This window comes from Planctopirus limnophila DSM 3776 (genome assembly GCF_000092105.1).
In the GTDB taxonomy this organism is placed as follows: domain Bacteria; phylum Planctomycetota; class Planctomycetia; order Planctomycetales; family Planctomycetaceae; genus Planctopirus; species Planctopirus limnophila.
The window spans coordinates 2,248,483-2,265,205 of sequence record NC_014148.1 but is presented as its reverse complement, the minus strand read 5'-3'; the positions used below and the strand labels follow the sequence as shown (position 1 = coordinate 2,265,205).

13 protein-coding genes are annotated in these 16,723 nt (G+C 53.6%); 5 read left to right on the top strand and 8 right to left on the bottom strand.

From position 1 onward, the window contains the following. Nucleotides 1-30 precede the first annotated feature (30 nt). The 5 genes from thiC to PLIM_RS09015 all read left to right on the top strand — a co-directional run bounded on the left by thiC (nucleotide 31) and on the right by PLIM_RS09015 (nucleotide 7,422). Entirely contained in the window at nucleotides 31-1,884 is a 1,854-nt protein-coding gene (gene thiC / locus PLIM_RS09035; RefSeq protein WP_013110003.1) for a phosphomethylpyrimidine synthase ThiC, read from the top strand. Nucleotides 1,885-2,105: 221 nt separating this feature from the next. Next, nucleotides 2,106-2,411 (top strand): hypothetical protein, encoded by a 306-nt coding sequence (locus tag PLIM_RS09030; protein ID WP_013110002.1) that lies wholly within the window; start codon nucleotides 2,106-2,108, stop codon nucleotides 2,409-2,411. Nucleotides 2,412-2,750: 339 nt separating this feature from the next. Continuing rightward, complete coding sequence (locus PLIM_RS09025) at nucleotides 2,751-3,263, top strand: hypothetical protein (RefSeq protein ID WP_013110001.1); 513 nt, start codon at nucleotides 2,751-2,753, stop codon at nucleotides 3,261-3,263. A gap of 228 nt (nucleotides 3,264-3,491) precedes the next feature. After that, entirely contained in the window at nucleotides 3,492-5,909 is a 2,418-nt protein-coding gene (locus tag PLIM_RS09020; RefSeq protein WP_013110000.1) for a PSD1 and planctomycete cytochrome C domain-containing protein, read from the top strand. Between the two features lie 67 nt (nucleotides 5,910-5,976). Beyond that, nucleotides 5,977-7,422, top strand: a complete 1,446-nt coding sequence (locus PLIM_RS09015; protein WP_013109999.1) for a DUF1501 domain-containing protein — start codon at nucleotides 5,977-5,979, stop codon at nucleotides 7,420-7,422. A 39-nt stretch (nucleotides 7,423-7,461) separates the two neighbouring features. Here PLIM_RS09015 and PLIM_RS09010 read toward each other — a convergent pair whose 3' ends face one another. From PLIM_RS09010 to PLIM_RS08965, 8 genes are all read right to left on the bottom strand, one after another. Beyond that, nucleotides 7,462-7,935 carry a hypothetical protein gene (locus PLIM_RS09010; RefSeq protein WP_041401457.1) on the bottom strand — a complete coding sequence of 158 codons (474 nt, stop codon included), beginning with the start codon at nucleotides 7,933-7,935 and terminating at the stop codon, nucleotides 7,462-7,464. Between the two features lie 58 nt (nucleotides 7,936-7,993). Next, nucleotides 7,994-8,389 (bottom strand): DUF4440 domain-containing protein, encoded by a 396-nt coding sequence (locus tag PLIM_RS09005; RefSeq protein WP_013109997.1) that lies wholly within the window; start codon nucleotides 8,387-8,389, stop codon nucleotides 7,994-7,996. A 196-nt stretch (nucleotides 8,390-8,585) separates the two neighbouring features. After that, nucleotides 8,586-9,395, bottom strand: a complete 810-nt coding sequence (locus PLIM_RS22720) for an FHA domain-containing protein (protein ID WP_013109996.1) — start codon at nucleotides 9,393-9,395, stop codon at nucleotides 8,586-8,588. Nucleotides 9,396-9,697: 302 nt separating this feature from the next. Continuing rightward, nucleotides 9,698-10,981, bottom strand: a complete 1,284-nt coding sequence (gene clpX / locus PLIM_RS08995; RefSeq protein WP_013109995.1) for an ATP-dependent Clp protease ATP-binding subunit ClpX — start codon at nucleotides 10,979-10,981, stop codon at nucleotides 9,698-9,700. 340 nt (nucleotides 10,982-11,321) lie between these two features. Next, complete coding sequence (locus PLIM_RS08985) at nucleotides 11,322-11,696, bottom strand: hypothetical protein (RefSeq protein WP_013109993.1); 375 nt, start codon at nucleotides 11,694-11,696, stop codon at nucleotides 11,322-11,324. A 384-nt stretch (nucleotides 11,697-12,080) separates the two neighbouring features. Continuing rightward, on the bottom strand, nucleotides 12,081-13,793 hold the full coding sequence (gene polX / locus PLIM_RS08975) for a DNA polymerase/3'-5' exonuclease PolX (protein ID WP_013109991.1): 1,713 nt from the start codon (nucleotides 13,791-13,793) through the stop codon (nucleotides 12,081-12,083). Nucleotides 13,794-14,226: 433 nt separating this feature from the next. Next, complete coding sequence (locus tag PLIM_RS08970) at nucleotides 14,227-15,270, bottom strand: WD40 repeat domain-containing protein (RefSeq protein ID WP_013109990.1); 1,044 nt, start codon at nucleotides 15,268-15,270, stop codon at nucleotides 14,227-14,229. 26 nt (nucleotides 15,271-15,296) lie between these two features. After that, nucleotides 15,297-16,646: a DUF1501 domain-containing protein gene (locus PLIM_RS08965; protein WP_013109989.1), complete on the bottom strand. Its 1,350-nt coding sequence runs from the start codon at nucleotides 16,644-16,646 to the stop codon at nucleotides 15,297-15,299. Nucleotides 16,647-16,723: the final 77 nt, after the last annotated feature.

Sequence of the window (16,723 nt, the reverse complement as noted above, 5' to 3'; positions counted from 1 at the left end):
CAGTCTCGATAATGGAAGGTATTTCACGGAATGATCAACATCGCGCATTCGAACTCGATGGAACTTCCTCCACTGGGCAATAACCCTTCCACTCATCATGCCGGTACAACGCCAGGCAGCTTCGCCAACCCCCCACGAGTCGCACCAGGTGTCGAAGGTCGTTGGACTTTTTCCTCGCCCGACACACCGAACATGCCGCAGCCTTCTGAAAAGACGGCTTGGGATTTCCTCCCGGAGGGTTGGTCAACGGTGGAACTCGAAGAGGCAGCCGAACTCTTCGATTACACATCGGGTGCCACGCGGGTTGTCTTTCTGCAAAGTGACGACAGCCAGCGTAAAGTCTGTTTGCCCGCCGGCTTCGAACCCTCGACACAGCTTGAATGGGCTCGTGTGGGTGTGATCACCCCGCAGATGGTGCGAGTTGCTGAACGTGAAGATCATCTCATGCCTGCCCAGGTTCGTGACGAGATCGCCGCTGGCCGGTTGGTGATTCCCGCCAACAAGCACCACCTCAAATACCAGCTCGATCCCATGGCCATTGGCCGGGCGACGAAGACCAAGATCAATGCCAACATGGGGGCCTCCCCCGTCTCCTCCAGCACCGACGAGGAAGTCGAAAAGCTGAAGTGGGCCGAACGCTGGGGTGCGGATACGGTGATGGATCTTTCCACCGGTGGCGACCTCAACGCCTGCCGCGTGGCGATCGTGCAGAACAGCACGGTCCCCATCGGGACGGTTCCCATCTATTCAATGATTATTGGGCGAAAGATTGAAGAGCTCTCGCACGAGATCATCCTTGAAAGTCTCGAACAACAGGCCCAACAAGGGGTCGATTACTTCACGATCCATGCCGGTGTCTTGCGGGAACATCTTCCATTTGTGGTCAAGCGGCTCATCGGGATTGTCAGCCGGGGTGGTTCGCTCCTCGCCCAGTGGATGATCCGCAACAGCGGCCAGAATCCGATGTACGATCGCTGGGAAGACATCTGCGACATCATGCGCAAGCACGATGTCACCTTCTCGATCGGCGACGGCCTGCGTCCCGGCGGATTGGCCGATGCCACCGACCGCGCTCAACTCGCCGAACTGGCGACATTGGGTGAATTGACCGAGCGCGCCTGGCGGAAGGGCGTGCAAGTCATGATCGAAGGGCCAGGCCACGTCCCTTTCGACCAGATCGAATACAACATGAAGCTCCAGCGGACGCTCTGCCACGGTGCCCCGTTCTATGTCCTTGGGCCGCTGGTGACAGATATCTTCCCCGGCTATGACCATATCACCAGTTGTATTGGTGCGACTGCCGCTGCCTATCACGGCGCGAGCATGCTCTGCTATGTGACCCCCAAGGAGCACCTGGGCCTGCCCAAGAAAGACGACGTCAAGCAGGGCTGCATTGCCTATAAGATTGCGGCTCATGCGGCCGATGTGGCCCTCGGCATTCCCGGCACTCGCGACCGCGACGACGAACTGACCAAGGCTCGCGCTGCCCTCAACTGGGAGAAGCACTTCGAGCTGAGCTTCGACCCCGATACGGCCCGTGCCTATCACGACGAGGACCTCGACGTCGACACCGACTTCTGCGCCATGTGTGGCCACGACTGGTGCAGCGTCCGCATCTCGAAGGAGATCGTCGAATTTGCTTCAGGTAAGGACGAGAACTACCAGTGGAACCGCGCCAAGGTTTCTGCTGCTCTCACGCCCGAGCAGCAGGAAATCCTCGAAAAGCGCGGTCACCTCTCCCCGCAGGAGATCCATCAACTCGCCAGCAAGACCAAAAAGGTCGTTGGTGCCAATAAAGACGCCAAAGCGGCCTGCCACAGCGACGTGGTCGATGCAGAAAGTGCTAAGCAAATCCAGGTCGAACGACTGAGTTCGGCAACGTGATTGGCATTAAATAGTTGGCTTTGATTGCCTGGCATCCAGCTGCTGTACCGCCAGTAAAGAAGGTTGGACTTTTGTAGACGGCAACTACTTCGGCGCGCACGAAAATGCGTTGTCGCCTTTTGGACACTACTTAATTTCAATCTCCCATGAGGTTTCCAACTCGATCGAAATCATGATCCGAGGCTGAGCAGACTGCTTATACGAAGCAATGGCAAGCAACGATGAAAAAGAAACAATCAACAGACGTGAATACTCTGTTGTTGATCTATATCAATGGCGGTGATTCAGTAGGTTATGCTGTCGGAGGAGAAGACGAGCGACTAGCTCAGGCCTATGGAGAAAAATGGCGGAGACTGAAAGGACGAATCAAAAGATATCTTAACTTTTACCCTAAAAAAGATCATGACATTTCAGAGTTCATCGAGGTTGATGAAAAGTTTTATCATCAAATTCGTGAGCGATTTCCTGAGCTCTCAGAAACCGCGGCAAGGGCACTGTGGAATCGCATGGCCTTTTTTTTCAGATGAAGTCGAGTAGTACAGGTTGCCCGTCTTCGGGCTACCTGTGTGCCAAAGGGCACAAGAGGTTCTGGATTCCTTGAACCGCTTCGCTCTGGCAACCTCTTGCAGCGTTGCCACCCCGGTAGAAGTCCGAATTTACTACGGGGTATGCTGCCTACCAACGTGCGCTGCAAGCTCTATGTTTCAGTGGCAGAACAACGTTGTCGATCTCCGCAGAGGCCGATCCTGTCTTTCTTGAATGTTTTTTGAGCGATCGATTCTGTCGGCACAATCACTTCGGAAGCTTCGATGGCTGTGCCGATAACAGAAGTGTGAGGGAACGCCTGCAGAATTGGAGAATTTACAATGTCAGCGTCAAAAAGATGGGGAATTGGGGCTGTTGCCGTTTTGTTGGTCGCGGGGGCGTGGCTGACAGCGGGTGCCCAACAGCGGGCAGTTCCAGATTCGCGCCGCGATGATAAACTGTCGGCGCTGATGCTCGCAAAGCTGGCCAGTTCGCAAAGAGTGGTTAGCGGGCTGGTCTCGGAAGATTTTGCCGAGATCCGTCGTGGAGCGGAAGAGTTGAATCGCATCTGCGAAGCGACGGAATGGGCCGGTCACAGCGACCAGATTTATTCACATCATCGAACAGAGCTGAAAAGACAATCCCAGAAACTCATCAAGCTGGCCGATGATCGCAACTTGGACGGTGCTGCATTTACCTATATGCAATCGCTGACGATGTGCATCAGTTGTCATCAGTACTGTCGTGATGTTTTGAAAATCGCCGACGATACAGATTCCATAGATAGAGTCGTGCCTATCCCAATTTCCGAAGAAGAGCCGCAGCGACTCGATAAGCGATCAATTCCGCGCTGATAACTTGCGGCCATGATCAGGCAGCCGTTGCATCCATACGCATCAAGCATTGCCAGAATGTTGTTGCGTGCAGGCGTGGGGAGGGGTAGAACCGGTGAGGACTGAGTGAGTCAGGGTGGGCCTGGCTCATTGCTCTCTGTTGATCCTGCCGGATTTCTGCATTGGCTTTGCTGGTGACTCAACACCGGTGGAGTTCCCTGCCTTGATGGGCCTATCTGGAGTTGTCGCATGCGATTTGCTCTCTCATGGCGACTGCTTAACTCGACGTTTCTGGTTACTATGGTCTGTGTATTCCTCTCGCAGCACAGCCTGGGAGAAGATGCGAAAGAGCAGGCAGTCAAACTCTTTCGCGAGACAGTCGCACCGGCGCTCGCAGCCAAGTGTGTGAGCTGTCATCGGGCGGATAATCTCAAGGGGCAGTTCGACATCACGACAGCCCAGAATCTCCTCAAAGGGGGAGAGAGTGGTGTGGCACTCGTTCCCGGCCAGCCTCTTGCAAGCTCGCTCTATCTCAGAACCATCCCGCACGAGGGTGAAAAGCCCGAGATGCCCGAAAAGGGAGAGGCTCTTACCGAACGGGAAGCTGAGTCACTCAAGCAATGGATCAGTCTGGGCGCTCCGTGGCCAGAGGGATTTGTGCTCAAGGAAAAATCCAAGGCCGATGCCAGCTTCTGGTCGTTTCAACCTTTGGCCGAGGTTGTCCCCCCTGATGTCACATCAGGGCCTGAATCGTGGCGAACGCATCCGATTGACCGTTTTCTACTGCAGGAAATGCAGGCGAAAGGGTTATCACCCAATCCTCCCGCCACTCCCAACGAATTCATTCGCCGGATCACGTTCGATTTAACCGGCTTGCCACCGACACCTGAGGAAATTGAGCAGTTTGTCCAGGCCTGTCCCCATGGCCAGCATGATGCTGCTATCGAACAGTTGATTGACCGTCTTCTCGCCAGCCCACGGTACGGTGAACAATGGGGGCGACACTGGCTCGATGTGATCCGCTTCGGTGAGAGTCGTGGCTACGAACGCAATGAGATCATCACCAACCTCTGGCCGTTCCGCGATTACATCATCCGCAGTTTCAATGAGGACAAGCCGTTCGACCGCCTGATTCACGAGCATCTGGCGGGTGATGTCATTGGCAAAGATCAGCCGGAAATCGAAGTTGGCTCGGCCTTTCTGGTGGCGGGGCCTTACGATGATGTGGGAAATCAGGATGCTGTCGCAGCGGCCCAGATTCGAGCTGACCAGATGGATGAGATGATCCGCGCGACGGGTGAAGCATTTTTAGGGTTATCAATAGGCTGTGCCCGTTGCCATGACCACAAGTTTGACCCGATTCTCGCCCGCGACTACTACGCCTTCTACGCCACCTTTGCGGGGACAGTCCATGGGCCGCGGGAAGTTGCTACATCCGAGGCTCGCCAGGCTCGCGCTACGGCGCTTGAGCCTCTGCAGAAGCTCAGGCAGCCCAAACACAATGAGAAGGCCGAGATCGAGAAGCGACTGGCGGAACTCAAGAAAACACAGACCGAATCCTCTTCCGAAAACTCCGAGGACGATTCCATCGCGAAACTGCAGGATCGGCTAAGCGTATTGAAAGCTGAGATTGCGGAACTCGATGGTCAGATCTCGAAAATTCCCGCACTCCCTGTCTGGTGGGTGGGAAACCATCGATCGGCACCCGGCCCGTTTCATGTTTTTGTGGGAGGTAACCCCCAGCAGCGCAGTGAGATCGTGTTGCCCTCCGGGCTCGATGTCTTCAACGCACTTCCGTCGAAATACGAAGTGGCAGATCTGGCCCATGAAGCCACACGTCGAGTCGCTTTGGCCAAGTGGCTGACGGCACCCGACCAGCCACTTGTGCCACGCGTACTGGCAAATCGCATCTGGCAGTATCACTTTGGTTCCGGGATGGTCGACACGCCCAGCGACTTCGGATATCTCGGAGGCCGGCCGACGCACCCTGCTCTGCTGGATTGGCTTGCGAAAGAACTGGTCAAAAGTGGCTGGAAGCTTAAGCCGATTCACAAGCTGATTCTGACTTCCCAGGCTTACAGGCAATCGTCGGACTGGCGGGAGGATCAAGGAAAGCGTGACGCCGCCAGTCGTCTCTTGTGGCGATTTCCTCCCAGGCGTTTGAGTGCTGAGGAAATCCGCGATTCCATGCTCAATGCCGCTGGAGTGCTTAACCTGTCGATGGGTGGGCCTGGTTTTCGCCTGTATGAGTATCAGCAGGATAACGTGGCGACTTATGTTCCTAAAGATATCCATGGCCCGGAGACTTACCGTAGAACTGTTTATCACCACACAGCGCGTGCCTCTCGTGTCGATGTGTTGACTGATTTTGATTGCCCCGATCCGGCCCTCGCCGAGCCTCGGAGGGCTTCGACCACCACTCCGCTCCAGGCTTTGACGATGATGAACCATCAGTTCTCCATCGATATAGCCACAAAGTTCGCCGACAGAGTGGAGCAGATCAACTCAGATTCCCAAGCCCGCATACAATTGGCATTTCTCCTCGCGTATGGTCGTCCACCCACCGATCGGGAGATCTCTCAAGCGGCGAAGGTGATTCAGCAGGTAGGTCTGAAGGCGTTTTGCCATGCCCTGCTCAATTCCAATGAGTTCATCTTCATCCGCTGAATCTGAATTGTTGGTTTTCCCGTTTGATCAAGTCCCCGCACAGCAACTTATGCGAGAGAAATCCAGCATGACGACTCGAAGAGGTTTTCTCGAAACGATCTGTGGTTCACTCAGTGGCTTGGGATTATCACATCTGTTGATGCGGGATGGTCTTCTGGCGAATGCCTCAGAAGCCTCCGAGACCTCAGGTTCACCTTGGGTTCCCGGCATTGGGCAGACTCATTTCCCTGCCAAAGCCAAACGTGTGCTGCAAATCTATTGCCCTGGAGCAGCCTCTCACGTCGATCTCTGGGATTACAAGCCCGAACTTTTTGCGAGGTCCGGTCAGGCACTTCCCGGTGAAGAGAATCTGGTTTCCTTTCAGGGAAAGAATGGAAATCTCATGGCTCCACCGTGGGAGTTTGTGCCTTGTGGTCAAACGGGAAAACGGATCTCGTCGCTGTTGCCCCACATGGCCAGCCACGTGGACGACATCGCTTTCATTCACTCCATGAAAGCCAAGACGAATACGCATGGCCCCGGCTGCGTACTCATGAATACCGGCCATGTTCAGGAAGGTTTTCCGAGTGCCGGTGCCTGGCTCAGTTATGCACTGGGAAGTGAGAATGACAACCTGCCGACATTTGTCGCGCTTCCTGATCTGCGCGGAGAACCACCCAATGGAAAGGCCAACTGGAGCAATGGATTTCTACCGGCAAAGCACCAGGCCGTGGTGATAGCGGCTCATCTCGATATTCGCAATTTGAAGAGACCTGCTTCAATGAGCGCCGATGAAGAGGCCGCCACGCGAGAGTATCTCAAACAACTGAATGAACAACATCTGGAAAGAAACTCCTCTGAAACAGTGCTCGCTGCACGAATTGCAGCGTATGAACTGGCCGCGCGGATGCAGATTTCGGCTCCCGAAGTCTCCGATTTGGCCTCTGAGTCGCTGCAGACACATGAGGCATATGGCACGACGAGTGAAAACAAGCTCCTGGCTGCCTACGCCAAGAACTGCCTGCTCTCCCGCCGCCTCCTCGAACGTGGCGTCAGGTTTGTCAATCTTTACTGCGCATCGCGTGCGAGTGGTGTGGATGGACTGCTCAACTGGGATGCTCACAAGACACTCAAAGCTGATTATGAACGCCACGCTCCGATTTTTGATCAACCCACAGCAGCTTTACTGACAGATTTGAAGCAGCGAGGGCTCCTCGAAGACACACTCGTTCTCTGGACCACCGAATTTGGCCGCATGCCGACGCATCAGGCCAATACGACGGGTCGCGATCACAACCCGGATGCTTTTACGGTCTGGATGATGGGGGCCGGTGTCAAAGGAGGAACTGTCTACGGTGCGACAGATGATTTCGGTCGCCGCTCTGTGACAAACCCGACCAATGTCTGGGAGTTCTATGCAACCGTTCTGCACTTAATGGGTTTCGATTACCAGCGGCTGAGCTGGTACCACAATGGTTTCGACCGCAAGATCACTGATGTTCACGGTCGTATCATTCGGGAAGTGATGTTGTGATCGTCCGAGAACTGGCGAAGAGCTTGCGTGTTATCCGTCTCAATCTGACTTGCTCTGTTGTGCCATCAACAGCCATTCGGGAATCTTCCGGCTCAACTGGCTGTTGGGAACGACCTGTGCGAACCCTGCCTCACGTGCGGCATTGAGCAGGTCCACTGCGACATGTGAGCCAAAAGCGACTGCCGAAATGGATCGCATCTGGCACCAGGCGGCAATCTCGCTAAGCGGTAACGGCATCATCGCGAGATCAACTATGCAGATGCCGAAACGCATCGTCTCGCCGGGGCTTGTCGTTGTACTATTTGACCCGGAGTTACCAGTGGTCGCCCCGGAACTTCCAGTAGCTGGAGCATTTCCGGCAAGTAGATCGGTATGGAATCGCGAAACCTGTTTGACCACCAATCCCGCCTGCCGGGCTGCCGCATGAATGCCCGATGCCAGCATCAGATCCTTGCAGATCAACAGAATGCCTGGCGATTTTTCTGCAGGAGATTGCGGGGAATCGGCAGGCATGGTCTGACCAATGAGTTCCAGATAGAAACCGGCGATCGTTCAATTAAGAACTCGTTGTTTAAAGCGGTGTGCGGTGAAAATGGACATGCTTCCACGCACCATTCAGCTTTTGCCAGACGCGTGTTTCCATTGCTCCGACGGTGATTGGGCTACCAGCACCGTCGAGCTTCTGCACGAGTCGCGTGTAACAGACGACAGCACTCTCTCCCATCACGCGGACATGAGGCGAAGCAATCGTCGATTGCTTTGCCGGTTTGGTTGGTGAGCCAGGAAGCTGGAAGTAGAAGTGATGGAATGGCAAACCCTCGACGAGATGCCCCAATGCTTCAGGCTCAAAACAGGTGATCGAAGGGTCGCAAAGTTTGGCGTAAGCTTCCCAGTCACCGCGATCAATGGTGGCCAGAAGTTGCTGACTTAAGGCAAGGATTTCGGCAGATGCTGAATCAGTGGTCATGCAATGTCATTTCAAGAAAAGATTTTGTTGGCAAACAGCATTCAGTCGGACTAGTTCAGACCATAAACCTTCGAAGTGCGGCACCAGTTGTTTCAACTCCAGGCAATGGTCACCAGAAGACAGAGTTGATTCGTGATTTCTGAGTGATCCACACTCCTCAGGAGTTTTGATATTGTCGAAAGTCCAATCGATTTCGCTACCCTAAGCCCTGCAAAAATCGGGAGAGGTCATTGTCCTCCTCCTGTGTCGCAGGATCCGACTGGGGAGGAGCCTGTTCGCTATCGATCCCGGAGACTGGTAAGGGGGGATCTTCCACTGCTTCCAGCTTGAGACGTGAGAGATTTCCTTCGGAATCGGTCGTTGGCGAGACCGTCTCAATGGCAGGTGGCTCATCAATCGAAGGAACCAAAGGGAATGCAGCAGGAATCACAGGGAGAGCAGGTTGTGATTCGTCAACACCTGATACTTGAGCAGAAAGATCATCAGTGGTGGTGAGTGAAGACGGTTCGAGTGTGACGCTCGATTCCTGATCAGCAACCACCGGGATGTGTATGGAATTGGGCTGAGCGGATACCGCTTGGACAGGAATGGCCTGCGTCTCTGATTCGCCAGAGGCCTCTTTGCGTCCGCCCAGAATCGTCGAACTCAATGAATTCAATGCACCTGCCAGCAGGCTTCCCAGAGGAGGAATTCTTGGAGTTGTGTTGGCACTATTCATCTTCAGTTGAAACTGAGCAGGGCCAATCGTGATTTCGTCACCAGCAGAGAGTTCCACCCGCTCGTGAGGAGCAATCAGTACACCATTCACAATGGTGCCGTTGGAGCTTCCTAGATCTTCGATATAAACGCGGTCGTTCTCAATCAGAACCCGGCAATGGCGACGACTGATTTGTGAGGAAGCAATGCGCAACTCGCACTCAGGTGCCCGGCCAATGCTTGTTTCCGGGCGCAGGCGGATCTGCTGAATATTAGCAGTTCGGTGAAGTAACTGTAGCGATGCCTGCATGACAACCCGAATACACCCGCGGTGAAACTGGCATCCATGCCGACTCAACAATCACTCAAGTATACTGATGAATCACTACAGAGCGAAAGTGTCTACCCATTGGATCAATTCAATTGCGAATTCCCGGGATCCGCAGCCAGTAACTTTTGTGGGTCATAAGCCACGGGATGTGTCAATTGCATCTCGCCCCAAATGGAACAGCCTCGCGAGGTCAAAAGACCAGAGCGAGGCTGTTCTAAAATTTTTGGTTTGATTTTTCAGAAGCAGACGCAACTGAAAATCCGCTAGTCAAACAATTTCAATCAGGCGGCGGCCGGCTCATCGAGCGGTCGCAAACGATGTTCGCCACGCACAACTTCTGGAGTCAGCACATACTTCTTGCCTGCTTCCATGTCAGGCAACTCGTACATGACTTCGAACATGGATTCTTCGACAACCGAACGAAGGCCGCGGGCTCCTGTATCTTTGGCTTTGGCGATACGAGCAATCTCCAGTAAAGCCTCTGAGGTCACTTCCAGCTCGGCGTTTTCCATCTGGAAGAACTTCTGATATTGCTTGACGAGAGAGTTTTTCGGCTCCGAAAGAATTCTGACCAGATCCTGCTCGTCCAGTGGCGACAAAGCACTCACGACGGGAAGTCGCCCCACGAGTTCAGGGATCATGCCGAACTCGATGACATCATCAGTACAGGCGTGGGCAAGCAACTTTCCAGAGCGGGTCTTTTGATCATCCACGCTGCTGCCACCAAAGCCAATGGTTTTCTTACCCAGACGCTTGGCAATGATATCTTCCAGACCCACGAATGTTCCGCCGCAGATGAACAGAATGTTCGAAGTATCAATCTGGATGTACTGCTGCTCGGGATGCTTGCGGCCGCCTTGAGGTGGAACGTTGGCCACTGTTCCTTCCAGCATCTTCAACAGGGCCTGCTGCACACCTTCGCCAGAGACATCACGAGTGATGGAAACATTCTGACTTGTCTTGCCGATCTTGTCGATTTCGTCGATGAAAACAATGCCTCGCTGAGCCGCTTCGATATCAAAATCGGCGGCATGCAGGAGTTTCAACAGCAGGTTTTCGACGTCTTCACCGACATATCCAGCTTCTGTTAACGTGGTAGCGTCGCCAATCGCGAATGGGACTTGCAACAGGCGGGCCAGGGTTTTGGCAAGCAGCGTTTTTCCCGAACCTGTCGGACCAATGAGAAGGATGTTCGACTTCTCAATTTCAATATCGTTGTCAGCATCAGCGGCAGCAGTCAGCCGCTTGTAATGATTGTAGACAGCCACTGAAAGCAGTCGTTTCGTACGATCCTGCCCGATGACATATTCATCGAGATGAGTCGTGATTTCCCGAGGTGTCGGGATACGGTTGAAGAGCTTGGTAGGCCCTCCACGCCGCTTCTTCTCCTGGTCGAGAATCGATTGGCAAAGTTCAATACATTGCCCACAGATATAGACCTCGTCCGGTCCTTCAACCAGGGGGCCAACTTCGCGGTAACTATTGCGGCAGAAGGAACAATTGGCGTTCTTTTTGCCAGTGGCACCACGTTTACCTGCGGACATGAAATCGCGACCTGAGGGCATCCGTTTTCCTTCAACTCTGCCGGTGTTTATCCGTTGTTCGATAAGCCATGCCGCAACGGGGCGATCCTTGCGCCGTCGAACAGATTGATATTGCAGAGTTCCACCATGAACTCCAATGCCAAATGAGCCGTAAGACTCAAATGGCTGTTTCCTCCTTGAGAATTATTCTGGCGGTCACTGCCCCGAAAGAGCAGTCGCTCGCCAAAGTCTCTCACCAACCCGTCATCTTGTCTGTCATTGCAGATGTCCTTCATCGAGCCGTCAATTGAGTACCGAACAAGAGGAACGCACTTGCCTGTACTCGATCAACGATCTCTGAGCTGAGGTGACATCTTTTCGGCTAGGTATTCTGTTGCTCTGCCGCAGGTGGCTGATCAACAGAATCATCGGTTGCCTGGCCTTGCGAATCATCTGCAGGAATGGCCGGTCGCTTTTGAAAAGGGCCACCGATCGATTCTGCAACTGATACGCCAAGCTTCCGCTTCAACAATCGGTATTCATCCTCGGATAACTCACCCTCGCGGGTCATTTCGTGAAGTTGTAAAAGCAATTGCCGTTCAGCGTCCGCAGGATCGTCATCGTCGCGAAACCATGCCTTGAGCCGAAAAATCCCCCAAATCAGCACGAACACTATGAATGTTATCCCCAGCAATTCCCAGAAGTCGGGAAGCCTGTTTGTAAAATCAGCCCACGTTTTGGGAATTGCTGCCAGCATCAATCACATCATCCCGTGCATTTCTTGACTCTCCCAGGTTGCAAATCTCATTATCCGCTTTGGCTTTGTGAGCGGCAAGCGGACTATGTCAGTTTTCTCAGCAGGTTCCATGCCACACCCTTGGAAAGAGGTGTCACATGGCATCTCGCAATGCAAGCGGCAGGAACTGCCGATTTGCCGTCGAAAAGTGGGCTCAAGCTTCGAATGGAGCTCTGATTGGTGCAAACTTTGATTTGTCAGTTTTACAACAACATTTTGCATCGAGAGGTGCGGCGGAAGTCTCGAATTCAAATTCCGCAACCCGTCGATCTTCAGCGCCGTCCTGCGATTTGTTCACCAATGGTTTGATGCCACCTGAAATCTGTTTTGACGAGTGCTTGATGATCAGCGATTGCGGCGAATGAGATTACGAAAGCTGGCAAAGTCGAGTGTGTTGGCGACATCGGCCTTCGTCAGCCCTGCCCTGCGGGCCTGATGCACACCGTACTCGAGTACCTGAAATCCATGGATGTGGTGCGAATCCGAATTGATGACGATCGGGATTCTCAATTCCTTGGCGCGGGCTGACTGGATGTCATTCAGATCGAGCCGGGCCGGATTGGCGTTGATCTCCAGCATGACACCGTAATCTTGTGCAGCCTTCAAAAAGGTATGGTAATTGATCTCTGCCGGTGCCCGTGATCCGATCAGCCGTCCTGAAGGATGCCCAATACAATCGACATGAGGATTCTGAATCGCTGCGAGCAGTCGCTTTTCGATCATTTCTGCCGGTTGTCGTAAGCCGTAGTGCAAGACCGCAATCACCCAGTCGGCTTCCGCCAGAACGTCATCAGGTAAATCGAGTGTGGCATCTTCAAGGATGTCACATTCGATACCACAAAGAACTTCGATTCCTCTGGTTTTCTGGCGGATCGAATCAATCTTTCGCCAATGTTCCCGCAAGCGGACAGAATCCAGTCCATTGGCCATCGCCACCCGCTTGGAGTGATCGGTGATCGCGATGTACTTAAGGCCTGCTGCCCGGGCTCCTTCGATCATTTCCTCGATCGAGCCTGCACCATCGGTGGCTGTAGTGTGCATGTGCAGGTCTCCCTGCAGATCGCCAGGCTGAATCAGATCAATCGGGGCCTGCAAGTGAAATTCACCCCGGTTTTCCCGCAGCTCCGGGGGAATCCACGGAAGTTCAAGAGTCTTGTAGATGCTCTCTTCGTCGGTACCAGCGACCATCTCTTCACCACGGAAAAGGCCGTATTCGTTCAGCTTCAGGCCCTTCTCCTGGGCCAGCCGCCGCATGACAACGTTATGTTCTTTTGATCCGGTGAAGTATTGCCATGCGGCTCCAAAAGACTCCGGTGGAACAACTCGCAAGTCGAGGTCGATGCCACTTTTCAAACGAACATGCTGTTTCGTTTCGCCTCTGGCGACCACCTGGGAAACGAGTGGATGTTGGGACAATTCATCCATAGCTGTCGTTGAATCGGCGGCAATCGCCAGCAAGTCGAGGTCACCGCACGTTTCTTTCCAGCGTCGTGCACTCCCTGCAATTTCGACTCGCTCAACGCCAGCGACTTTTCGTAACGATTGTGCGATCTGTTCAGCAGCTTCTCGCGCGATGGAAATCAATACACGCCGACCCGCTTCTGCAGCCAGCGAAATGCCCTCCAATATCGATTGCTCTGTCTTTTTGCCAAAGCCCTTTAACTCGGCAACTCGACCGGCAGTGGCTGCCGCCTGCAGATCGTCCAAGGTGTTCACCTGGAGTTCTTTCCAGAGAGTGGCCACTTTCTTCGGGCCCAGCCCAGGAATTTTGAGCATCTGCACAACACCTGGAGGAACCTGCGACCTGACCTCATCGAGTTGGTCAAGTTGCCCAGTTGTTGCGAGGCTGGAAATCTTCTGTGCGAGATCTTTTCCAATCCCTTCCAGTTCCAGTAGTGCATGGGGAGACTGGTCCAGCAGCAACGTGACTTCATCCGGCAAGCTCTCAATCGTACGGGCTGCATTTCGATAAGCCCGCACTCGGAAAGCATTCTCTCCCAGAAGCTCAAGCAGGTCGGCAAGTTCCGTCAGTGCAGCAGCAATTTGCGAATTACTCAAGTTTTTCGTCCTGAAGAAGTCGAGCACCTGGAGTTATCAGTTGAAACCACTCGTGTTTGAGGGATCGATAACCCGGTGGTCGAGCTGGAAATTCTCGTGAATCGGCAAGAGTTACTTAACCGACAAAATTCACTGAGAATTGAGTGAATTCCCACTGGCTGGTCAAGTTCGAGAGCGAAAAGCTGCTCTCGGTGCCACTAACGTCTCTTAGTACCCACGGAGAATGGTAGACGTTGAAGTACGTTTCAGCCTTACGGCATGGATCATCAGCCAGAACGAGATGATTTCTGACAGGCGTTCGACGGCATCTCTTGCAATTCTTGCGGAGCCGCGAGGTCATTGGCGTTGGATATCTGGTTCAGATGATTCGCCAGATTGGCGGGGCCATCTTATTAGGATTGCTAGATACTGCCAGAGCTTCCGCCGGATTGGTTCACGCAACAGGTTGGTCCTGCAATTCCCACATCGACACTTTGCCATGGTGGGCTGCATAGAGCCTTTGCGAGGCTTCATCGACAATCATTCCATGCAGGTGCTGATGGGCTTTCACCTGGACATCAATCTTGTTTGTGGCCAGATCGTAGACAGTGATAAAGCCATTGTTATCGCCACCGGCTGTGATCAACTGGCTGTCATCATTCGAAAAATGCAGCTGCTCGACCAGACCTTTCATGGCCGTATCAGATAACTGCACGAGGGATTTGGCCTGCTGCCAGTCGAAAATTTCAACTCGTGCCGGGCCGTCCAGATGATCAACATTGCCGATTGCCCCAATCCCACCCACAGCTAATGTGCTGCCGTTCTGAGAAAACGCGAGGCTGCGAATTCCACCAATCGAATGTCGCCTCGCTTTGGGATCCCACGTGTACATCCCGGGGGATTCCAATTCACCAAGCTTTCGACCCGTCTGCGTCTCCCAGATGGCGATGTGGCCAACCTTGTCTCCCGTGGCGAGTTGTTCACCACTGGCAGAAAACGCGACGGCATAGAGCATCGAAGGGTAATGATGTGGCGTGACAGGTTGGTGATCATCCAGCACGAACTTCAACTCGCCGGTGATAGCATTCCAGAGCTTGCAATGCATGTCATCGGCGACGGTGGCAATCGTTGTACTATCCGGGCTGACAGCAATTCGTCGTATCCATTTTTCGTGAGCGACGATCTCACGCAAAACGGTTCGCTCAAGGGGATCCCACCAGATCATCTTGCGGTCGTAACCAACAGAAACAATCCCACCCTTTGTCCATACGACACCGGTGACATAACTCGAATGGCCCGATTCAAATGGGCGTGATCTTGTTTTCTCAGATGTTGAACTCTTGGAGGAAAAATCGAACTCGACCAGTTGCCCAGCCGAATTTCCGACCACGATGATCCTCTGGTCATCCGCCATAGAGACCGCACTCCGTGTGATCGACAGGTTGATCTCTGGAGTACTGATTTCAGACAGTGGTTTGAGTTGAGTGATGCGGCCCATGATGATCTCGATGGTCTGAGTGCAGGCTAAAGGAGAATATCCCGAATGGGTTTGCCACCAAAATCGGTGATCGGTACTGGCCTTGCGCCGACATGGAATTCTTTGCGATAATCGATGCCGATCGCCTGGAAAATCGTGGCAAACAGATCGGCAGCGTTGACCTCTCCATCGATCACTTTCAGACCGTCAGCGTCGGTTTTTCCAAAGACCGAACCACCACGAATACCCGCCCCATGGAGCGAAGCGCTCCAGGCACTCGCAAAGTGATCTCGGCCCAGACTCGAATTGATTTGTGGAGTACGCCCGAATTCGCCAAAGGTGGCAATCAGGGTATGTTCCAGAAGTCCACGTTCTTCCAGATCGTCGATTAAGGTCGCGAGGACATGATCAAGTTCCGTGACCAGTTCGAGGTGGGTCTCAAAATTCTGACCATGACTGTCCCACCAGGCTCGTGCCACTTTCACGAAGGGAACACCAGCCTCGACCAGCCGACGGGCAATCAGGCATTGTTCGCCGAACTGTGTCGGGCCATATCGAGCCCGGACATCCATGGGCTCCAGTTCAATATTAAACAGATTGGCACTGGACATGATCCCGCGCACCCGCTGATAAGCACTGTTATGGCTATCAACTGAAAGGTCGGGACGTCCTTCCCGGAATCGATTGGCGAGAAAAGATCTCAAGTCACTTCGGGCCGAGTGATCCAGTTCGGAAAGACTTTCGAGTCGCGAGGTGTTCTCAGGAATCATCTGCTCTGTCAGGAACATGGGAGCATATCTGCCACCCAGAAAGCCCGAGCCGCCCTGCCTTCGTCCTTCGGTTGAAGAATACATCGAGACATAATCCGGTACCTGGCTGTCGGCACGCCCCAGTTCATGGGCGATCATGGCTCCCAGATCAGGACAGGGAATTCCCTGATCGACAGCCCGGCCTGTTTCCATAATTTTGGCCGCACCGCCGTGATCGGCATTCTTGGTATTCAGCGAGCGAATGATCGCTGAATGGTGCATCCGCTGCGACATTTTCGGCAGCAATTCGGAAATGCTCACACCGGCGACATTCGTCTGAATGGCGGCAAAAGGCCCACCCGTTGCCCGACCAGGTTTGGGATCCCAGGTTTCTAACTGACTGGCACCGCCAGCGAGCCAGATCAGAATGACATGCTTCTGCTGCCTTTTCAGCTCGGAGGCCAAAGCCGGGCTCTGCAAGATATCGAGTTGATGCATGCTCGCTGCGAACGCAGTCCCAGCCAGCGAAGCCTTCAAGAATCCTCTGCGGCTGGTGCCGTCTCGTAATTGGCTGGCATTCTCAATTCCCCGAAGCCCGTTATGGGGAGGAATACGTGTGGGCCATTGATCCTGCGAGAAGAGTGACATGATCTTCCGTCCTCTCCGGAAAACAAAGGAATTTCAGCCTAGGATGGCCCGATCAATCAGTACCACCTTCGCTGGAA